Raw genomic sequence first — 19,359 nt, 5'->3', positions numbered from 1 at the left:
AATATGAAACCACTGTAGTTGCAGTGGTTTTTTTATTACACTTGTTGGGTGTCATCGTTTTTAATTGTATTTTTCTTAAATCCCTTTTTATAATCTCGTTTATTTTAGAATATTATACATTTAATTATCAATATTTTAAAATAGTATATTCATTATTTTTACTTCAAAAACACATCATGCTGATTAAAATTTACGGCAGTGCCATTCACGGAGTTGCAGCACAGACAATAACAATTGAAGTAAATGTAGATAGTGGAGGAGTAGGCTATCATTTGGTAGGACTTCCTGATAATGCGATCAAAGAAAGCAGCTATAGAATTTCAGCTGCATTGAAAAACGTAGGGTATAAAATTCCTGGGAAGAAAATCACGATTAATATGGCTCCGGCAGACCTAAGAAAAGAAGGCTCTGCATACGATCTTAGCATTGCTATTGGAATTTTAGCAGCATCAGACCAGATCCTTGCTGAAGAAACTCAAAACTATATTATTATGGGTGAGCTTTCTCTGGATGGAAGCCTTCAGCCTATTAAAGGAGTTTTGCCCATAGCTATTCAGGCGAGAGAAGAAGGTTTTAAAGGAATAATTCTTCCTATTCAAAACGCCAGAGAAGCAGCAATTGTCAATGATCTGGATGTATATGGAGTAGAGAATATTAAAGAAGTAATAGACTTTTTTAATGAAGGAAAACCTATTAATAAAGTTATCCTGGACACTCGAAAAGAATTTCATGAAAAGATTAATAATTTTCCATTTGATTTTTCTGAAGTTAAAGGACAGGAAACAGCCAAAAGAGCTATGGAAGTGGCTGCGGCTGGCGGTCATAATATTATTTTGATAGGTCCTCCAGGCAGTGGAAAAACGATGTTGGCAAAAAGAGTTCCCAGCATCTTACCTCCTCTGACGTTGAAAGAAGCCTTGGAAACAACAAAAATACATTCCGTAGCAGGAAAAATAGGAACCGAAGCTTCATTAATGACCGTGCGTCCTTACCGTGCACCTCATCACACGATCTCAGATGTAGCCTTAGTTGGTGGAGGAAGTTACCCTCAGCCTGGAGAAATTTCTTTAGCTCATAACGGCGTATTATTTCTGGATGAAATGCCGGAATTTAAACGAACTGTTCTGGAAGTGATGCGCCAACCGTTGGAAGACCGAGAGGTTACTATTTCAAGAGCGAGATTTACGGTAAACTATCCTGCAAGTTTTATGTTAGTCGCTTCAATGAATCCAAGCCCGAGTGGCTTTTTTCCGGATGATCCCAATAATACTTCTTCCGTGTATGAAATGCAACGGTACATGAATAAATTGTCCGGACCCCTTCTGGATCGGATTGATATTCATATTGAAGTTCAAAAAGTAGAATTTGAACAATTATCTGAAAAAAGAAAAGGAGAGAAGAGTGAAGATATAAGGAAACGGGTGCTGATTGCAAGAGAAATTCAGAATGAAAGATATAAAGATCTCACTATAAGCAGTAATGCACAGATAGGACCTAAAGAACTTGAAGCGTTTTGTGAATTGGATGAAACCTCTTTACAACTCATAAAATTAGCAATGGAAAAACTTAATCTGTCGGCAAGAGCGTACGACAGAATATTGAAAGTTGCGCGCACCATTGCTGATCTTGAGGAGTCTGAAAAAATCCTCTCACATCATATTTCCGAAGCAATACAATATAGAAGTTTAGATAGGGAATTTTGGAATGCTTAGTGAAGCTTTGAAATTTAAAGAATATTGGGAGTGAAAAAACTAAACTCCCTTTTTTCCATCCAGAATCATCTGTATCATTTTTATTTTTCTATTCTCTCTGGTTTCCGGCTTTTTTGCTTCTTCTATCCAGCGGATGTATTCTTTTTTGTGGGTATAGCTCATCTTATCAAATAATAATTTTGCTTCAGGATTAGCATTAAAAACCGTGGCAATATCATCGGCAATTTCAACTGTTCTTTCTTGTTTATCCTCAATAAGAGACACGAAAACTTCATCTCCGAAGGTCTTCCCAAGTTGTTTTCTGATTTCTTGGGTTAGCCCTAAGATGTGACATTCAGATTTCATCTTAGCAAGACTTCCACGATATTCTACCTTGTTATCAAATACCACTTTTATTTTTACCAGCCCCTTTTTATTGAAGAGCTCTTCTGTGGAAAACGGAAACTCCACAAAGGCGGCATTCATGTTTCCGTTTTGTTTAATAACGGCTGTGAATTCTATGGGCTCAAGAGTCATATTAGATCAGTTTTTAATTATCAAAAATAAAAAAACCGTGAAAGTAAATTTCACGGTTTTAAAATATATCTAAAAAGATTATTTTTTCTTTGTTTTCTTAGGTGTTGCTGTAGTACCTGAGTTTTTAGTTTTTGTATCAGCCGGAGTGTTTTCGTCTCTTACAAGCTTTAACTCGTCAATTAATCTTCTTGCACCAGCAAATTTATCAATTGTCCAAAGTACAAAACGAACGTCAACGTTGATTGTTTTCTGCCATTCAGGCTCGAATACGATATCTCCGCTTAAAGCTTCACTATTTCCGTCAAATGCAAGACCGATAAGGTTTCCATCACCATCAATTACCGGAGAACCAGAGTTACCTCCTGTAATATCATTGTTTGAAAGGAAGTTTACAGGCATGTATCCTTTTGCATCAGCATATTGTCCGAAATCTTTAAGGTTGTAAAGATCAATCACTCTTTGTGGAAGATCGAATTCTTCATCACCTTTCTTGTATTTTCCAACAAGACCAGCCATATCTGTATAATAGTTATCTGTAACTCCGAAATAGTTTCTGTCTTCTCTGATAGGAAGTTTATCTACTGTACCATAAGTTAATCTCATTGTAGAGTTAGCATCCGGATAGAATTTCTTCTCAGGCATTGCTTTCATTAAACCAGCTAAGAATAGACGGCTGTTTTTAGCAAAGTTATCATCTACTTTTACATATTTTTCAGTGCTCATTTTCTGATCAGCCGTAATACCGTTTGCAGCTTTCCAAAGTGGATCAGCATCAAGCTTTAATGCATCTGGATTTAATAAGAAATTTGTTACAGAAGTCTTGTTAGCAAAAATAGAAGAGTAAGCAAAGTTAGAAACTGTTTTAGCATCTAAGCCTAAGATCGTAGCAGAAGCAACTTCAGGATTTTTTACTCTGGCTTGGTAAAGACTCGTCATTGCGGCAAGCATTTCACCTTCTAAAGAAGGGCTGAAGTTTTCATAAGCAGCTTTGATTGCAGCTTCAGTTTTAGCTTTCATTGCCAATCTTCCTTGCATATCCTGAGCAGCATAAGCTTTAAGAACAGATCCTACTTGTAAAGCAAGAGAAATATATTTAGCATTTCTTGTGAATTGAGTAGCATAGTTTTTCTCAACATTTCTGTCGGAAGTTTGCTTGTAATAAGTACCAATATCTTCTAAAACACCATCATACATGGTATTTGCTGGCATAGAAGCCCATGTTTTGAAGGTTTCTTCGATTTTCATCTTGTCAGAGATGGTACCGTTTTTCTCTACAGCATCAATCGTTCCTTGTCTGTTTTTCCAGTAGTTTGCTACAGAAGCATACTGAGAAGCATAGTTAAGCTGAGTAGCTTTATCTTTATCCATGTACTTCTTCATTACATCCATTGCAGTTTTAGAAGCTTCTACCCATGCCGGATAGTCTTTTCCTACCATCTGCTGAATTCCGTAAGAAGTCAGGTAACGGTTTGTTCTACCAGGGTATCCCATGATCATTGAGAAATCACCAGGCTTAATTCCTTTAAGAGAAACCGGTAAGAAATGCTTAGGCTTCATAGGAACATTGCTTGGAGAATATTCAGCCGGGTTACCAGCAGCATCAGCATATACTCTGAAGACTGTGAAGTCTGCAGTATGTCTTGGCCACTCCCAGTTGTCAGTATCACCTCCGAATTTTCCTAATGATGAAGGTGGAGCACCTACTAATCTTACATCTTTATAATCCTGATATACAAAATAGTAGAATTCATTCCCGTTGAAGAAATCTTTTACTACGACAGTATATTTTCCGTTTTCAGAGTTTTCTGTTTGAATTGCCTTAGTTTCAGCATCAATAACAGCTTTTCTCTCTGCTCCGGTCATATTGTTGTTTAGCTTAGACGTGATTCTTTGAGTAGCATCATCCATTCTTACTAAAAATCTTACATAAAGATCTTTTGCATTGAATTCGTCTTTTTGCTTCATTGCCCAGAAACCATTTTTTAAATAGTCTTTTTCAGGAGTAGAAGCTGCAGCCACAGCACCATAACCACAGTGGTGGTTTGTGAATAAAAGTCCTTTGTCAGAAACAATCTCACCAGTACAGAAACCACCGAAACTTACGATAGCATCCTTCATACTGGAATTGTTCACTGAATAAATTTCCTCAGGCGTTAGATGTAGACCCTCCTTTTGCATATCAACACCGTTAAGTCTTTTGATGAGCATTAGCAGCCACATCCCCTCATCCGCCCTCATCTGAGCAAAGCCCAGCAAGAAAGTGAATAGTAGAAATAGTCTTTTCATTTTATAAAATAATTTTTGTGATGCTAATTTACTAATTTTTACGAGATTCTGTGGTGAATTGGTATGAAAATGGGATGATAAAGCGCATGAAAAAAATACTATTACCACTTTTGGCTGTTTTATTTTTGGGGATTGCTTTAAACTGTTCAGCTGTTCCTCAGCTCAAAGATTACAAGATTCAGAGACAATGGATGTTGGTTTCCTTAGATGGATTTTCTAAAGATGAGCTGATTGCCCATAAAGCAGAGCTTAACCTGACATCCCCAATGGAAGATGGTAAAATTCAGGGAAGTGTATACATGGGCTGTAACCAAATGTCATATACTACTGAGTTTAAAGAAAATGGAAAAGTGAAAATTTCAAATGGAATTGGGACGATGAAAGCATGTCAAGATATGAGTTTGGAAACTGCTTTTCAGAAAAATTTTAATACTATGACAAAGTATACTGTAGAAGGACATTTCCTTACATTGTCTGATGATAAAGGAAACTCCATGAAATTTGTTGCTGCAGATTGGGATTAATTTCTCCTCTAGAAAATATAAAAAGTCCGCTTAGTAGCGGACTTCTTTTGTTTGAAAAATCTAGTTTGGTTATCAGCTTTTTGGATGTTATTAGTTTTTAGAGATTGTTTTTTTTATTTCCTCTAAAGTTGCCGTATTTGGCAGTCCAATGGTCATTGTACTTGTGTTCCTAGAATTTATAGTATGAGATGCCTGTCTGTTGGGAATAGTTTTTTTGAGGTCTTCAAGACTTGCTGTATTGGGAAGCATTTTGCCTGAACTGTTGTCCGTAGATTTGGGCTTAGATTCTTTATTTTTGACTTCAAGCCCATGATTAGAAACCAGCCCTGTTTGTGGTGCTTTTTTCTCTGTACTTTCCTTAGTCTCTTTTAAAATCTTTGCTTCCTGCTCCTTTATTTGTTTTACAGCCAAGGTTTGATCTTCTGCGGGAGCAGATTTTGTGCTTTCCTGAGCATAGGTGATAATACTTACAAACAATAATGGGATGATATATACTATTTTCATGACGATTTATTTTATATTGACTAATACTTGAATTTTTCCAATCTCTTTTTGATCATAATCCTGAAGAGCTTTTCCGATGACTTGTCCTATTTTTACTTTTTTAAGATCAGCTTTCATGGCAACACCAGACTTTGATGAGGTAACTAAAAGATCTCCTCTTTTGATTTTACCACTCTCCATACAAACTTTTGTTGGAATAACACCGATTACCCCCATCGGAACTTTATTGGAAAGATCTGTGTCTATATGTTCCTCAGTAAGAAGTACTCCCGGTTTGGTAGCATATACTCCGGCAACAAGATTGGAATAAGGTTTTGAAGATTTTTCTACTGTTCTGTCTGCTTTTGTTGAGATAGTCAGAATATCGCCTGGTTCATATTCAGAAATGTGTCCGTTTACATCAAATGCTTCGGCAACATCGGCACCACTGTTTTGTGTTCCTCCGTTAAAAAAGCCTTTTCCTGTATTATCTATACGTGCTACGTTTACCGTTCCGGGATTTCCGGATTTGAATAGAGCAATAGAGCCGGAACTATGGGTTTCTGCTGTAAGAACAGGGTTGGTATTGGAGGTGTTAAAATTAACAAGTCTCGCAGCTCGTCCGGTTGCAAAATTCGGAACCCATGCGAAAAGAGCATTTCCTGATCCGTCTACAGTTGTTTCAACTCCGTCTCCTGTATTGGATGCATTGGCTGTGATTCCGTTTCCATTTCCATCCGCAATAGCTACTAAAGCAGGTCCGTTTCCGGCAGGATTACTTGCATGAAATAAACCGGCAAATCCTCCTGTACCTGAAGATATCCCATAAATACCAGCAGTTCCGAAATTAGCAAATTGAGAATTAACTTCTCCTTTTACGGCAGGAGATGTTCCGGTAACTTTATCTACTTTAAAACTTCCGGCAATACCATTTCCAATGGTTTTTACTGTGATCACATCACTTGTATTATTGTCATTGAAAATTTCAAATCTACCGGCACGTCCTGTTGAAAAAGAAGGAACCCACGCATACAGAGCATTTCCTGCACCATCAATATTGGTTTCTACACCATTTCCATCCTTACCGGCATTGGCGGTGATCGCATTTCCGTTTCCATCTGTAAGTGCTATTAGAGAAGCTCCGTTACCTGCAGGATTGGATGCATAGAATAATCCGGCGCGTCCTCCTGTGCCAGAAGAAACACCAAATACAGCAGCGGCTCCAAAATTTCCGAAAATAGTATTCACTTCCGCTCTTACTGCTGCCCCTACACTGTTGGTGTTATCAAGCAGGAAAGAAGAAGCATTTCCTTTTGTATTGTCCGGGATATTGCCATTTCCGTTTGATTTTACTTCAAAAGTATTGGCATCGGTATTGGTTGGGTTAAAATTTTCAAATCTACCAGCTCGTCCGGTACTGTTGTTCAGCCCAACCTGTCCGTATACACCAATTCCGGTTCCGGCTGTATTAGTAGCGATGAAACCTCTTACTCCATAACCGCCGCCATCGTTTCTCCCCACGACGGCTCCTGCAATATCGCTGGTGGTAAGACCTACTACAGCTTCTCCATTTCCGTTGTTACTACCCAGCACACCGGCAGAAGTCTGCATACTGGTGGTTCCTCTAAGAGCAATTCCTGATCCTGTAGAACTCGATACACCATCACCGTTACCTGTAGTGGTTACATTTACAATAGTCCCGTTTCCTACACTGGAAACATTAAGAACACTATTATTATTTGCGTTATTGAAAATAGAAATACTTGCCGGGATTCCGTTATTACTGGTTGCTGTAAGCCCCGTACCTGTATTACTGTTGGCGTAAACACCGATTCCGTTTGATGTCGCGTTACCATATACCCCTAATCCGTTGGGAGTAGACCCATAAACACCCCAGCCACTTCCAGCCTGGCTCCCCCATACTCCGATTCCTAATCCTCCTGTGCCGTTATTAATCCCGCGGACTCCGGTAGAGAATCCACCAGGTGCTGTACTGTTTACAATACCTCTTATGGCAGAGATACTTGATGTCGCAGTATTATTGATTCCTTCCAGTGAAGTTCCATCTCCGTCATTTGTTAGAGAAAATAAGGTAGATGCATTATTTACTGTATTGGTATAGGGGATAGTGAAACTTCCACCAGTGCCACCTGCCGATTTTGCATACAAGGCATAGGGTACGCTTAATAGCTGGCTGGTTCCTATTATTGTATAACTGCTTCCGCCAGCCGGGTCAGTTTCAGTTTTTAAGTAATAACTTCCCGAAGACCAGTCTATAGAAGCAAATGTTCCTGTAAGTACCGTTCCCGTACCTATTTCCATAGTGATTAATCCATTGGCGTTGGTATTTCCGGTAAGTCGTTCCGAATAAACTGATGCTCCTGCAGGAGAACCTTGTAATACACTTACTCTGGTAGCGATCCCCTGATTAACCAAAAGCTGTCCGGAACCGTTTCTGATGACTGCTTGGTAACTCATTTTTTCCGGAGCTTGTGAAAGCCCTATAAAGAGCCCGGACAAGATCCAAAACATTGATAATATTTTTTTCATGGTGATTATTTTTTAATGATTTTAAAGGTCTTGATATTTTCTCCTTTCTGATTGATCCTTATGATATACATTGCAGATGGCAGGGAAGAAAAATTAAGCTCGGATTTTGATTGTAAAATCACGTCTTTTTTGATCAGCTTACCTTGTGAGTCGAAGAGCTGGTATTCTGAACCTTTATAATTATTTGTGGTAAAATCCAGGTACAGATAATCTTTGAAAGGATTGGGGTATATTAAAATACCTTCAAGGTCTGAGGACGGTTCGAGAGTAGCAAGGGTGATGATTTCGTAAGGTTGCTGCAAACCCTCCATGATTTGAGGATCAGTACCTTTGAAAAGATATGCGATCTGACCTACACTATAAGAGCTTGAGCCATTACCTCCTGAGGCATCCATTCCTGTTGCTAATACTGCTGATTGTGCATGCAGAATTGAGGCGGGAAAGATGAGCAGAATACAATAATACATAGATATTCTTTTCATGAATAACAGTTTTAAGTTGCTAATAAATGTCTTTTCTCAATGTGAAATTTGGGAAGACTAAATTACTGCCTATCAGAATTGAATAAGAGAAAAATAGACTAACGGCAGAAATAATCGACCAATAGCATTTTGTGAATTATTATTGAAAATCTGTTCTTGTTTTTAAGATTCAAAAAAGGAAAGGTTATCCCTGTAAGTTCTGCCAATAGGAAGCTTTATCTGGTGAATAAGTTCTATTTCATGGCAATTTTTTCCACGGATAAGATGGCGAGGCACGGCATAGCTTCGGTGAATTCTTACAAAAGAATCAAAAAAGCTTTTATGAAGAAGATTACCAAGAGAATCCAGAATACAATGCTTTTTTTCAAGGGTAATAATTCTGGTGTAATCCTTTAATGCTTCCAGATACAGAATATCTGTTTTTCTGACCTGGAAAATATTTCCACTTTCTTTTAATTTGATACAATCTTGTCCCAGCATGGCATCATAACATTCACACTTTTCTTTTACCTTAAAAAACTCGAAAAGTCTCTGCATAGAATAATGAAAACGTTCTTTAGTCACTGGTTTGGTAATGAAATCTAACGTATCCATTTCAAAAACACATGCGGCTAGTTCAGGATAAGCACTTACAAAGATACAGGCGGGTATCTTTCGAGCGATTTTTCTAAACTCAAGACCACTCATGCCTTTCAGGTTCGTATTGGTGATGATGAGATCAATGGGAAGTTCAAGATAAGGAATTGCTTTTTCTGCTGAATCAAAAGAAGCGACCATTTCAATATTTTCATATTGCTTAATATAATGCTGAAGAACCAGCCTGTCCAGTTCATCATCATCAATAATCATACATTTGATATGGGAAATCATGATCTTCTGGGGTGTTAATTTTTAATTTAAAAATTTAAAAATCAGAAAATTATTACATAAAGTTATTGATTTTTTATAAAACAATAGGTCTCTCAACTTAAATTTATATTAAAATGTGTTATTAAATAAAAATTGATTTTGTTTTTTTTCTGAAAAATATTATCTTGTAAAAATCATAAACATAGACAGAACTTAATGTTAGAAAAGAAAGAACATAATTATGAGAAAGCAGTCTTGGTGGGTATTGTAACCCAGCATCAGGACGAAGAAAAGCTTACAGAGTATATGGATGAACTGGAGTTTTTAGCTTTCACTGCCGGAGCCACTGTACAAAAGCGCTTCACTCAAAAATTAACACAGCCTGATTCCAAAACCTTTATCGGAAGCGGAAAAGCACTTGAAATAAAAGAATATGTAAAAGAAAACGAAATCGGAACCGTAATTTTTGACGATGAGCTTTCTCCTTCACAGCTTAAAAACCTGGAAAGAGAAATGGAAGTTAAGATCCTGGACCGTACGAACCTTATTCTTGATATTTTTGCCCAAAGAGCACAGACTTCTTATGCAAGAACTCAGGTGGAGTTAGCACAATATCAGTATCTTTTACCTAGGTTGACAAGGATGTGGACCCACCTTGAACGTCAGAAAGGGGGGATCGGGATGAGAGGTCCCGGAGAAACGGAAATTGAAACTGACCGTCGTATCATCCGTGACAGAATTACCTTGCTGAAAGAGAAACTGAAGACGATTGATAAACAAATGGCGACTCAGCGTAACAATCGTGGAAAAGTTGTTCGTGCTGCATTAGTAGGATATACGAACGTAGGAAAATCTACTTTGATGAATTCTCTTTCAAAGTCTGAAGTTTTTGCAGAAAATAAATTGTTTGCAACTCTGGATACTACCGTACGAAAAGTTGTCATCGGGAATCTTCCATTCTTACTTACCGATACGGTAGGATTTATAAGAAAATTACCTACACAGTTAGTCGAATCGTTCAAATCTACATTGGATGAGGTGCGTGAAGCGGATCTTCTTATTCATGTGGTGGATATTTCTCATGCAAGCTTCGAAGATCATATTGAATCTGTAAATCAGATATTAATGGAAATCAATGCTCATCAAAAGCCAATGATCATGGTTTTCAATAAAATTGATGATTTCAGCTACGAGAGAAAAGATGATGATGATCTGACGCCTAGTACGAAGAAAAATGTCTCTCTGGAAGAGTGGGAAAAAACATGGATGGCAAAATCCAAACATCCTACTGTTTTCATCTCAGCACTTACAAAGGAAAACTTCCCGGAAATGAAAAAGATGATCTATGATGAGGTTATGAAGATTCATATTTCCAGATTTCCGTACAACGATTTCCTTTTCGAGTACTTTGATGACGAGGAAGAAGAAAACAACAAATAATGAGATACCATTTTTTCCTTTTATTCATTCTGTTTTCAGTTTTTGGCTTCAGCCAGAAATCAAAAATAGATTTTAAAGCTATTGAAAAAAGTCTTAAAAAAACAGATTCTCCGTACAATTACGAGAAGCTTATTTTTAAATATAAAGGGTATCCTAAGTCTTTAGATAGTATAGAATCACAATATCTTTACTACGGAAGGAATTTTAGAAATGATAAAATATCAACTTCTGACGAACGTTTCAAAAACCTGGTAGAAGCTTTTAAACTGAATAATTTTGAGGAATGTATTAAGCAGGGAAAGGTTTTATATGATAAAGATCCTACCAATCTTGATATTCTTCTGATTCTTCTTAGAGCATATGATTCTAAGAAGGATGGTAATAATTTCATGCATCATCTTAATCAGTTTCGCTCTCTTGCGGATGGTATAAAGAGCTCGGGAGATGGAAAATCTGAAAAAACGGCTTACCTGGTCAATTCCGTAGGAGATGAATATATTTTTCTTAATATTTTGAATATAGGAAAGGATTACACAAGAGGTTCAAAACCATCCAAAGACGGGATGTATGATATTTGGGAAAAAGAGGGTAACAAAATTTATATCAAAGTACTTTATTTAGAACTAACCAATTAATCTTTAAAAAACACTTAGTGGAATTATATTATTCATTTTCAGCATTAATCGTATTAGCATCTATATTTGCATATCTTAACTACAGATTCTTAAAACTTCCAAGTACTATCGGAATTATGGTCATAGCCATTGTGGTTTCCATTTTTCTTGTATTGTTTGGAGAAACGGTTTTACCAAGAACGTTTGGGCACCTTAATAGCCTGATGGAAAGTATTGATTTTACAGAAATTCTGATGGGAGCTATGCTTAACTTCCTTCTCTTTGCGGGGGGAATCCATATTAATATCAACGATCTTAAGGAGCAGTTTCGTCCTGTACTGATATTTTCTACGGTGGGAGTCGTAATTTCCACTTTTGTAGTTGGTTTCGGGATGTTTTATCTTCTTCCTTATGTGGGCGTCAAGCTTCCGTTTATTTACTGTCTTGTATTTGGGGCATTGATTTCTCCTACCGATCCGGTGGCAGTATTAAGTGTCTTGAAACAAGCGAAAGTATCGAAATCTCTGGAAACTAAAGTTGCCGGAGAATCTCTTTTCAATGATGGTATGGCTGTTGTGGTTTTCACGGTGGTTTTACAACTGGCTGTGGGTAAAGAAGTGGATCTTGGAGTGGAAAGTATAGGTTTATTGCTACTTCATGAAGCTGGTGGAGGTATTCTTTTAGGTGTTTTACTGGGATGGGTAACGTCCAGATTGATGCGTGAAGTAGATGATTATATTATTTCCGTGCTGGTAACACTTTCTGTGGTGATGGGAGGTTATCTTATTGCTAGACAAATGCATATTTCAGGACCACTAACGATGGTAGCGGCAGGATTATTTATGGGGAACTTCAACAGAAACTTTAAAATGAAGTCCGTTACTCAGGATTATCTGATCAAATTCTGGGAGCTCATCGATGAAATTCTGAATGCTGTACTATTCCTTTTTATAGGATTTGAACTTTTAATGATTAAAGATCTGAAACACTTCATGATTCCAGGATTACTGGCGATTTTCGTAGTTCTGTTTGCAAGATTTATTTCCATATGGGGACCTACGAAGTTTACTTCTCTGAGAAAGAGTTTCAGCCCACAAACAGTGAAAGTATTGGTTTGGGGAGGAATTCGTGGGGGTGTTTCCATTGCATTGGCGATGTCTATTCCCAAAAGTGAATATAGTGAGATTATTCTTAGTATTACTTATTGTGTAGTGGTGTTTTCCATTATTGTTCAGGGGCTTACCATTGCTAAAGTGGCGAATCCTAACCAGATTGTAAAAGAAGAAGAGGAACAAGGTATTTTAGAAGATAAAGCGTAGCTTTTAACACCAGATTGTTATTAAAATGAGTAGTATTATTAAAGAAATCCATGAAGCTCTTGCGGTCTTATCCATTCCTGAGAAAGCGGAATTCTTTCCAAGGTTTTTCAAAACAGGAAAAGGAGAATATGGTGAAGGAGATTTGTTTCTGGGTGTAAAAGTTCCTGATCAAAGGTCTGTAGCTAAAGAATACTACTCAAAAATCAATTTAAAAGAATTAAGTGAATTACTTTCCTCTAAATATCATGAACATCGTCTTACTGCCCTTTTTATCCTGATCTCAAAGTTTGAAAAAACAAAAGATATCAGTGTAAAAGAAGAAGTGGTGGATTTTTATCTCAATCATCTTCCTTATGTTAACAATTGGGACCTGGTAGATTCAAGTTGTTATAAAATTTTAGGGAGATATGCTTATGAAAATAAGAAAGAAAATCTCCTGAGAGAACTCTCAGAAGCCGAGGAAATGTGGCATAAGAGAATTGCAGTGGTGGGGACGATGCACCATATAAAAAAAGGATCTTTTGAACTTACCAAGGAGTTTGTAACCAGAAATCTAAAACATTCTCACGATCTTATGCATAAAGCAAATGGCTGGCTATTGCGTGAAATGGGAAATATGAACGAAGGAGAGCTGATTTCTTATCTGAACCAATATTACAAAGAAATGCCAAGAACTTGCCTGCGATATGCTATCGAAAAACTGGATGAAGAAGTGAGACAGGATTATTTAAAAGGCAGAATATGATGGATTGTCTCTTTTGGAAATCATTTACTCATTATTTTTTGCACTTTGGATTTCCGGTATGTATAGCATTGGTATTTTACCGTAAGAATTGGAAAAAGGCATATCTCATTTTATTGGCAACAATGCTGGTGGATCTCGATCATCTTTTTGCCAATCCGATTTTTGATCCTTCAAGAAATAGTATAGGATTTCATATTCTCCATTCATATTATGCTATTGCCGTGTATTGTGCAATGTTATTTTTCAAAGGGAATATTAGAATTATTGCTATTGGGCTATTGTTTCATATGATCACGGATTTTCAGGACTTTACCTTGTGGTGTCATTAAAATATCATTAATATTTTCTTTTAGTATTTAAAAATTTATAGATTTTTTGTATTTTGTAGTCACTTTATGAGACTTAGAGAACTTTTACATTATACTTATATTTTTCCTGTCCTTGCGGTAATTTATTACTTTTCAGGACTAATGGGTGGTGGTATCATTTATGATGTCATTGCCGGAATTTTGCTTATTGGGAGTGTATTATCGGCGGTGCATCATGCCGAAGTTGTTGCCCATAAAGTAGGGGAGCCATTCGGGACTATTATCCTTGCTCTTTGTATTACAATTATTGAAGTCGCCTTAATCATCTCACTGATGGTTGCCGGCGGAGATCAGGCGATCACGCTGGCTAGAGATACTGTTTTTGCCGCTGTTATGCTTATTCTTAATGGTATTTTAGGAATCTGTATTTTAGTAGGTGGCGTTAAATATCATGAACAATTCTTTGCAAGAACTTCTGCTACAACATATCTGGTAAGTATTGTTTCTATTCTAATACTAACCCTTGTTCTTCCTAATTTTACTTCGAGTGTAAACGGACCATTCTATAATGAAGCTCAGCTTATTTTTGTATCCATTGCTTGTCTTGTTATTTATGGAGTTTTCCTAATGGTCCAGACGGTGAGGCACAGAAGCTATTTCATTGTACCGGATGAGCATCCTGAAGAACATTATATTCCTTCATTAACTAAAACATTCATAAGCTTTGGCTTTTTGGTTGTTTGTCTTGCTATCGTCGTTCTTATGGCAAAAGGCTTATCCGACACAATTGAAAATATGGTGCAGAGCTTAGGAGCGCCTAAATCTTTAGTTGGGGTTATCATTGCAGCCGTAGTACTTCTTCCGGAAGGTGTTGCAGCCATTCGTGCAGCAAGAGCCAATCAAATTCAATCCAGTTTAAACCTGGCTTTAGGTTCAGCTTTAGCAAGTATAGGGTTAACGATTCCGGCAGTTTCTACAGTTTGTATCATGTATGACATTCCATTGGTTTTAGGATTGGATAAAAAAGATGTGATCCTGCTTTCCTTATCCGTATTTATTGTAATGCTTTCCTTAAGTCGCGGAAAAACCAATATCCTTTATGGAACAGTTCTTCTGGTAAATCTGGCAGCTTATATTTTTACGGTCATTGTCCCATAAAAAATTATAATTACCTTTTTCATATAAAAAAGAGTCTACAATATTTTAAATTGCAGACCCTGTATTTACTGTATTTATCTTTTAATCTTGCATATCCCATAGCTCTCCTTCGCCTTGGTAGCCATTCTGTAGCCACATTTTATCGAAGGCATGGCTAAGAGTTTTACCTTTTTCTTTGCCATAGCAATTGAAGGAAACTTTATTAGGACTGTGTACTACCAATTCCCACTCTTCACCTTCTCCCTGAATTCCGTTTTGTAACCACAATTTATCAAAAGCATGGCTTAAGTATAACCCTTTTTCTTTGCTGGTGCATCTTAATGCTACTCTGTTATTTGATAATTTTTCAAGAATGAAGACTTCGCCTAATCCTCTGATACCATTTTGAAGAAATACTTCTCCATTTCCATGACTTAAGAATTGTCCTTGCTCTTTTCCTAAGGCTTGTAATAATACTACTTGAGCTGTTTCTACGTTTTCTTTAACTAGTTCCATGATTTCTGAGTTTTTAAAAATTTCCTACTCTGATTGCTTTTCGGATACCGCAGTCAAAATTTGTTTAAGACGTCTGTAGTAATTTTGATGAAGTAAAGGTAGATATTAAAAAAACGAATTTGATCAGTAGAAATACTTAAAAATCAACTATTTGCAAATTTAACCAAATAGTGAATTATTTTATTTTTTTTGATTATTCATGGTCTTCTGCACTTTAAAATTAAAAATGCATTTCAGGAAATTGACGAAATTCGATTGTTGAATTTCAGCTAAAAAATAAAAATCAGATAAAATTTGAGAGATAATTGCTTAAAGCCTTCTAGCTAATTCCATTTTAAAAGCCATAAGCTTTGCTATATTTTCAGATTTGTAGATTGCCATATCAGCGTTTTCTCCTACGAAATTCTCTTCAATGGTTGTTCTCCACAATTCAAGCCACTTGTCAAAATGCTTTTGTTCCATAGCCTGAATCTCATTAATGGGAAAATGTACACCCATAGGATTTCCTTTATAGGTCATTTGTCCAAATAAAATAGATTCCCAAAAAGAATACATCTTTGGAAGGTGTTTATCCCAATCAACTTTTGCAATATCATTAAAAAAGAAGCTAATGGTTTCATCCTTAACGACTTTTGCATAAAATGAATTCACAAGGTGTTCAATGTCTTCTCTTGATTCAAGCTTTTTCATATTTCAAATGTACAGCAAAAACAAAAGATAAATCTATAGATTGGATTGATAAATTTCATAAAAACAATATTTTATCTTTGCATCCGGAGATGAAATAAGAATGAATTTAGACTTTTATAAAAAACAGGCTTTACAAAAGCAGAAAGAACATAAAAAATTTCTGGACGGATTAAAAAAGAAACCGCCCAAAAATCTTGATTATATTGTACAAGAAACCCATGATGAAGTCTTTGATGAAATAGACTGTTTACAGTGCGCCAATTGCTGTAAAACAACAGGTCCTTTATATACAGAAAAGGATATTGAAAGGATTGCTAAGCATCTTCGGATGAAATCAGCTGATTTTGAAGCTAAATTTTTAAGAGTGGATGAAGACAATGATAAAGTATTACAGAATTTACCATGCTTCTTTCTAAATAATGACAATACCTGTTCTATCTATGAAGTAAGACCAAAGGCATGCAGAGAATATCCGCATACAGATCGTAAAAAGATCTATCAGATTAATAATTTGATGCTGAAAAACACGGTTATTTGCCCCGCTGCATATGAGTTTGTAGAGAAGATGATGAAGAATATCGGAAAGTAATTTTTTGGGAGAAAAGAAATCCTTGTCAAGGTTTAAAACCTTAACAAGGATTTGTAAAAAGGTTCAAGAAAGTCCTTTTAATAAAAAAATATCGCCATTATCCAGCTTTTATTTTCCTGAAAAGCCCGTCAGATTATTTTTTGTAAATTGTTCTTAAAAAATAATAAAGTACGTTAAATAAGTAACTTACAAATAATTTTGTACATAATGTGTCGTTTAGTTTAAACAACCATTTAAAATATTACATTATGAAAAAGTTATTTTTAACTGCTGCATTTACATTAGTAGGTGTGATCACAGTATCAGCTCAAACGGAAACGCAAAAGAAACCGGGTGAAGCGCCAAACACTACCCAAACACAACCAAAAACAGAAGAAGTGAAAACAGATTGGAGTACTTCTACTACCACTCAGAAGTCTACTACTCCTGCAACGAATACTCCTACTACAGAGCCGGCAGCAGACCCGTCTGTAAGCCCTGGAACTACCCCTGAAGCTACAAAACCTTCTGAAGCTACAAAAGAAGAAAAGAAATCTAAAAAGAAAAAGTGATAGTACTTTAGTAAACAACTAGTCGGAATCCTGAAATCTTGTATTTCAGGATTTTTTCTTTCTTATTTCATCCATCCTGAATTCAACAATTTTAGTAATCAGTTCAAACGGAATATTTTCTGTGATCGGAAACTGTACAGCCCCTTTGGAAAACTTATATTTTCTTTTTTCGAAATCCTTTTCAAAATTCTTAATACCTTCAGCTCCAGGATAAAATCCAATATGTTTTTGATATCCGGCAAAATATACCAAAGGTTTACCCAGATATTTAAAAGCTGGCATCTGATATCCGATATATTCTTCTAAATCAGGAGCCACAGCATGTATTGCTTTTCTCAGTTCAGCCAGTTTCTCCATTACATCTATAGGAAATAGAAGAAGATATTCATCAATATTTTTAAAGGCATTTTTCTATACCTTAAAAATAAAAAAAGCGTTGCATATAGCAACGCTTTCTCCTTTCACTTTTTACTTTTTTCCCATTATCCCGGGAACAGGCTATATTAAAAAAGGTCGGGATTTTTCCCAACCTTTGTTTTTTTATTACACAACTCCTTGAGCTAACATTGCTTCTGCTACTTTTACAAAGCCGGCAATATTGGCACCTTTTACATAGTTTACATAACCGTCCTCATCTTTTCCGTAGTCTCTACAAGCTTTGTGGATACCGATCATGATTTCCTTTAATCTTGCATCTACCTCTTCAGACGTCCAGTTAAGACGGATAGAGTTCTGAGTCATCTCTAATCCTGAAGTTGCAACACCTCCAGCATTGGAAGCCTTACCAGGAGAGAATAATACTTTATTATCTAAGAAATAGTTGATCGCATCAAGTGTAGAAGGCATGTTCGCAGCTTCAGTTACACAAAGACATCCGTTTTCAACTAATTTTCTTGCATCATCTAAATCTAACTCGTTTTGAGTTGCAGAAGGGAATGCTACATCACACTTCACATCCCAAGGACGTTTTCCAGCGTGGAATTCAGCAGATGGATATTTTTTAGCATAATCTTCAGCTCTGTTGTTTCCTGAAGATCTAAGCTCTAATAAATAATCAATTTTTTCTCCGCTGATACCATCTTTATCATAGATGTATCCATCCGGACCTGAGATCGTTACAACTTTAGCACCAAGCTCAGTTGCTTTTTTGATAACTCCCCAAGCTACGTTTCCGAAACCTGATACCGTTACAGTTTTTCCTTGGAAATCCTGTCCGATAGTTTTAAGCATCTGCTCAGCAAAGTATACAACTCCGTATCCTGTAGCTTCAGGACGGATCAATGATCCTCCGTAAGCAAGACCTTTTCCTGTAAGTACTCCTGTAAACTCGTTTCTGATTTTTTTGTACTGTCCGAATAAATATCCGATTTCTCTTGCTCCTACACCGATATCTCCTGCAGGTACGTCCGTTTCAGGACCGATGTGCTTGCATAATTCTGTCATGAAAGCCTGGCAGAAACGCATTACTTCCATATCAGATTTACCTTGTGGATCGAAATCTGAACCTCCTTTACCTCCACCCATTGGAAGAGTAGTCAGAGAGTTTTTAAACACTTGTTCGAAAGCTAAGAACTTAAGAACTGATAAGTTTACAGTAGGGTGGAAACGGATTCCTCCTTTATATGGTCCAATTGCAGAGTTCATTTGAATTCTGAAACCTCTGTTAACCTGAATTTCTCCTTTATCATCAACCCATGGAACTCTGAAAATAATAATTCTTTCAGCTTCAGCCATTCTTTCAAGCAGCTTCATTCCGGTATATTCTTTTTTAGTAGCAATGAATGGAATTACGGTTACGGCAACTTCTTTTACAGCCTGTAAGAACTCCGGTTCGTTAGGATTTTTTGCTTCAATTTTTGCAATAAACTCTTGGATTTTCTGGTCAATATTATATTGTTCCATATATTAAGGTTGAATATTATTGTCAACAAATTTAATTTTTTTTTCAAGATTCACAACACTATATTTTAACATTGTTAAAAATTAAATAATAATGTTTCGTAATATTATTAAATTGATAATTTATTCGTAAAAATTATTAAAAATGA

The 19,359-nt window shown here is 36.4% G+C and carries 20 protein-coding genes; 10 read left to right on the top strand and 10 right to left on the bottom strand.

Annotated features, from left to right (window positions below; translation table 11 throughout):
• Positions 1-176: 176 nt before the first annotated feature.
• Positions 177-1,712: a YifB family Mg chelatase-like AAA ATPase gene (locus tag AC5YGG_RS01945; protein ID WP_496142728.1), complete on the top strand. Its 1,536-nt coding sequence runs from the start codon at positions 177-179 to the stop codon at positions 1,710-1,712.
• A 39-nt stretch (positions 1,713-1,751) separates the two neighbouring features.
• Here the strand turns inward: AC5YGG_RS01945 and AC5YGG_RS01940 are convergent, their stop codons facing one another.
• Together AC5YGG_RS01940 and AC5YGG_RS01935 are read right to left on the bottom strand one after the other, a co-directional pair.
• Positions 1,752-2,228, bottom strand: a complete 477-nt coding sequence (locus tag AC5YGG_RS01940; protein ID WP_496142727.1) for a YdeI/OmpD-associated family protein — start codon at positions 2,226-2,228, stop codon at positions 1,752-1,754.
• Positions 2,229-2,306: 78 nt separating this feature from the next.
• A complete protein-coding gene (locus AC5YGG_RS01935) occupies positions 2,307-4,514 on the bottom strand; it encodes a S46 family peptidase (RefSeq protein ID WP_496142726.1) in 2,208 nt (735 codons plus the stop codon).
• A gap of 86 nt (positions 4,515-4,600) precedes the next feature.
• On the opposite strand from AC5YGG_RS01935, the gene AC5YGG_RS01930 reads away from it, so the two are divergent.
• The gene (locus AC5YGG_RS01930) at positions 4,601-5,038 is read left to right on the top strand and encodes an META domain-containing protein (RefSeq protein ID WP_496142725.1); all 438 of its coding nucleotides are present in this window, start codon (positions 4,601-4,603) and stop codon (positions 5,036-5,038) included.
• A gap of 90 nt (positions 5,039-5,128) precedes the next feature.
• Here the strand turns inward: AC5YGG_RS01930 and AC5YGG_RS01925 are convergent, their stop codons facing one another.
• The 4 genes from AC5YGG_RS01925 to AC5YGG_RS01910 form a co-directional block, all read right to left on the bottom strand.
• A complete protein-coding gene (locus tag AC5YGG_RS01925) occupies positions 5,129-5,542 on the bottom strand; it encodes a hypothetical protein (protein WP_496142724.1) in 414 nt (137 codons plus the stop codon).
• Between the two features lie 6 nt (positions 5,543-5,548).
• Entirely contained in the window at positions 5,549-8,071 is a 2,523-nt protein-coding gene (locus AC5YGG_RS01920; RefSeq protein ID WP_496142723.1) for a beta strand repeat-containing protein, read from the bottom strand.
• A gap of 5 nt (positions 8,072-8,076) precedes the next feature.
• Positions 8,077-8,553 carry a T9SS type A sorting domain-containing protein gene (locus tag AC5YGG_RS01915; protein ID WP_496142722.1) on the bottom strand — a complete coding sequence of 159 codons (477 nt, stop codon included), beginning with the start codon at positions 8,551-8,553 and terminating at the stop codon, positions 8,077-8,079.
• A gap of 162 nt (positions 8,554-8,715) precedes the next feature.
• Positions 8,716-9,423 (bottom strand): LytR/AlgR family response regulator transcription factor, encoded by a 708-nt coding sequence (locus tag AC5YGG_RS01910; RefSeq protein WP_496142721.1) that lies wholly within the window; start codon positions 9,421-9,423, stop codon positions 8,716-8,718.
• A gap of 195 nt (positions 9,424-9,618) precedes the next feature.
• Here AC5YGG_RS01910 and hflX point away from each other — a divergent pair, with 195 nt between their 5' ends.
• The 6 genes from hflX to AC5YGG_RS01880 all read left to right on the top strand — a co-directional run bounded on the left by hflX (position 9,619) and on the right by AC5YGG_RS01880 (position 14,986).
• On the top strand, positions 9,619-10,842 hold the full coding sequence (gene hflX / locus AC5YGG_RS01905) for a GTPase HflX (protein WP_496142720.1): 1,224 nt from the start codon (positions 9,619-9,621) through the stop codon (positions 10,840-10,842).
• Positions 10,842-11,477, top strand: coding sequence for a DUF4919 domain-containing protein (locus AC5YGG_RS01900; RefSeq protein WP_496142719.1), 636 nt, complete (start codon positions 10,842-10,844; stop codon positions 11,475-11,477). The genes hflX and AC5YGG_RS01900 overlap by 1 nt, the downstream gene beginning before the upstream one ends.
• A 17-nt stretch (positions 11,478-11,494) precedes the next feature.
• A complete protein-coding gene (locus AC5YGG_RS01895; RefSeq protein ID WP_065395654.1) occupies positions 11,495-12,775 on the top strand; it encodes a cation:proton antiporter in 1,281 nt (426 codons plus the stop codon).
• A 25-nt stretch (positions 12,776-12,800) separates the two neighbouring features.
• A complete protein-coding gene (locus tag AC5YGG_RS01890) occupies positions 12,801-13,520 on the top strand; it encodes a DNA alkylation repair protein (RefSeq protein WP_496142718.1) in 720 nt (239 codons plus the stop codon).
• Positions 13,517-13,849: a DUF6122 family protein gene (locus AC5YGG_RS01885; RefSeq protein ID WP_496142717.1), complete on the top strand. Its 333-nt coding sequence runs from the start codon at positions 13,517-13,519 to the stop codon at positions 13,847-13,849. The genes AC5YGG_RS01890 and AC5YGG_RS01885 overlap by 4 nt, the downstream gene beginning before the upstream one ends.
• A gap of 66 nt (positions 13,850-13,915) precedes the next feature.
• Complete coding sequence (locus AC5YGG_RS01880; RefSeq protein ID WP_496142716.1) at positions 13,916-14,986, top strand: calcium:cation antiporter; 1,071 nt, start codon at positions 13,916-13,918, stop codon at positions 14,984-14,986.
• An 81-nt stretch (positions 14,987-15,067) separates the two neighbouring features.
• Here the strand turns inward: AC5YGG_RS01880 and AC5YGG_RS01875 are convergent, their stop codons facing one another.
• Both AC5YGG_RS01875 and AC5YGG_RS01870 read right to left on the bottom strand, forming a co-directional pair.
• Positions 15,068-15,481 (bottom strand): fascin domain-containing protein, encoded by a 414-nt coding sequence (locus AC5YGG_RS01875; protein ID WP_065395658.1) that lies wholly within the window; start codon positions 15,479-15,481, stop codon positions 15,068-15,070.
• A gap of 309 nt (positions 15,482-15,790) precedes the next feature.
• Positions 15,791-16,171, bottom strand: a complete 381-nt coding sequence (locus AC5YGG_RS01870) for a group III truncated hemoglobin (protein WP_123858541.1) — start codon at positions 16,169-16,171, stop codon at positions 15,791-15,793.
• Between the two features lie 100 nt (positions 16,172-16,271).
• On the opposite strand from AC5YGG_RS01870, the gene AC5YGG_RS01865 reads away from it, so the two are divergent.
• Together AC5YGG_RS01865 and AC5YGG_RS01860 are read left to right on the top strand one after the other, a co-directional pair.
• The gene (locus tag AC5YGG_RS01865) at positions 16,272-16,760 is read left to right on the top strand and encodes a YkgJ family cysteine cluster protein (RefSeq protein ID WP_496142715.1); all 489 of its coding nucleotides are present in this window, start codon (positions 16,272-16,274) and stop codon (positions 16,758-16,760) included.
• A gap of 248 nt (positions 16,761-17,008) precedes the next feature.
• The gene (locus AC5YGG_RS01860) at positions 17,009-17,311 is read left to right on the top strand and encodes a hypothetical protein (protein ID WP_496142714.1); all 303 of its coding nucleotides are present in this window, start codon (positions 17,009-17,011) and stop codon (positions 17,309-17,311) included.
• Between the two features lie 45 nt (positions 17,312-17,356).
• Here the strand turns inward: AC5YGG_RS01860 and AC5YGG_RS01855 are convergent, their stop codons facing one another.
• Positions 17,357-17,668, bottom strand: coding sequence for an iron chaperone (locus AC5YGG_RS01855; protein ID WP_496142713.1), 312 nt, complete (start codon positions 17,666-17,668; stop codon positions 17,357-17,359).
• Between the two features lie 186 nt (positions 17,669-17,854).
• Positions 17,855-19,213: an NADP-specific glutamate dehydrogenase gene (gdhA, locus tag AC5YGG_RS01850; protein WP_496142712.1), complete on the bottom strand. Its 1,359-nt coding sequence runs from the start codon at positions 19,211-19,213 to the stop codon at positions 17,855-17,857.
• Positions 19,214-19,359: the final 146 nt, after the last annotated feature.

The sequence above is a fragment of the Chryseobacterium sp. CS2K3 genome (genome assembly GCF_059515185.1).
The sequence above is the reverse complement of the archived record's forward strand: the minus strand, read 5'-3'. Positions and strand labels throughout refer to the sequence as shown.

What these genes read in the sequence shown, in the direction of transcription:
- hflX (WP_496142720.1), top strand. Translation starts at nt 9,619, where the DNA reads ATGTTAGAAAAGAAAGAACATAATTATGAGAAAGCAGTCTTGGTGGGT.
- AC5YGG_RS01935 (WP_496142726.1), bottom strand. Translation starts at nt 4,514, where the DNA reads ATGAAAAGACTATTTCTACTATTCACTTTCTTGCTGGGCTTTGCTCAG.
- AC5YGG_RS01925 (WP_496142724.1), bottom strand. Translation starts at nt 5,542, where the DNA reads ATGAAAATAGTATATATCATCCCATTATTGTTTGTAAGTATTATCACC.
- AC5YGG_RS01900 (WP_496142719.1), top strand. Translation starts at nt 10,842, where the DNA reads ATGAGATACCATTTTTTCCTTTTATTCATTCTGTTTTCAGTTTTTGGC.
- gdhA (WP_496142712.1), bottom strand. Translation starts at nt 19,213, where the DNA reads ATGGAACAATATAATATTGACCAGAAAATCCAAGAGTTTATTGCAAAA.
- AC5YGG_RS01875 (WP_065395658.1), bottom strand. Translation starts at nt 15,481, where the DNA reads ATGGAACTAGTTAAAGAAAACGTAGAAACAGCTCAAGTAGTATTATTA.
- AC5YGG_RS01910 (WP_496142721.1), bottom strand. Translation starts at nt 9,423, where the DNA reads ATGATTTCCCATATCAAATGTATGATTATTGATGATGATGAACTGGAC.
- AC5YGG_RS01870 (WP_123858541.1), bottom strand. Translation starts at nt 16,171, where the DNA reads ATGAAAAAGCTTGAATCAAGAGAAGACATTGAACACCTTGTGAATTCA.
- AC5YGG_RS01930 (WP_496142725.1), top strand. Translation starts at nt 4,601, where the DNA reads ATGAAAAAAATACTATTACCACTTTTGGCTGTTTTATTTTTGGGGATT.
- AC5YGG_RS01920 (WP_496142723.1), bottom strand. Translation starts at nt 8,071, where the DNA reads ATGAAAAAAATATTATCAATGTTTTGGATCTTGTCCGGGCTCTTTATA.
- AC5YGG_RS01940 (WP_496142727.1), bottom strand. Translation starts at nt 2,228, where the DNA reads ATGACTCTTGAGCCCATAGAATTCACAGCCGTTATTAAACAAAACGGA.
- AC5YGG_RS01890 (WP_496142718.1), top strand. Translation starts at nt 12,801, where the DNA reads ATGAGTAGTATTATTAAAGAAATCCATGAAGCTCTTGCGGTCTTATCC.
- AC5YGG_RS01860 (WP_496142714.1), top strand. Translation starts at nt 17,009, where the DNA reads ATGAAAAAGTTATTTTTAACTGCTGCATTTACATTAGTAGGTGTGATC.
- AC5YGG_RS01880 (WP_496142716.1), top strand. Translation starts at nt 13,916, where the DNA reads ATGAGACTTAGAGAACTTTTACATTATACTTATATTTTTCCTGTCCTT.
- AC5YGG_RS01865 (WP_496142715.1), top strand. Translation starts at nt 16,272, where the DNA reads ATGAATTTAGACTTTTATAAAAAACAGGCTTTACAAAAGCAGAAAGAA.
- AC5YGG_RS01855 (WP_496142713.1), bottom strand. Translation starts at nt 17,668, where the DNA reads ATGGAGAAACTGGCTGAACTGAGAAAAGCAATACATGCTGTGGCTCCT.
- AC5YGG_RS01915 (WP_496142722.1), bottom strand. Translation starts at nt 8,553, where the DNA reads ATGAAAAGAATATCTATGTATTATTGTATTCTGCTCATCTTTCCCGCC.
- AC5YGG_RS01945 (WP_496142728.1), top strand. Translation starts at nt 177, where the DNA reads ATGCTGATTAAAATTTACGGCAGTGCCATTCACGGAGTTGCAGCACAG.
- AC5YGG_RS01885 (WP_496142717.1), top strand. Translation starts at nt 13,517, where the DNA reads ATGATGGATTGTCTCTTTTGGAAATCATTTACTCATTATTTTTTGCAC.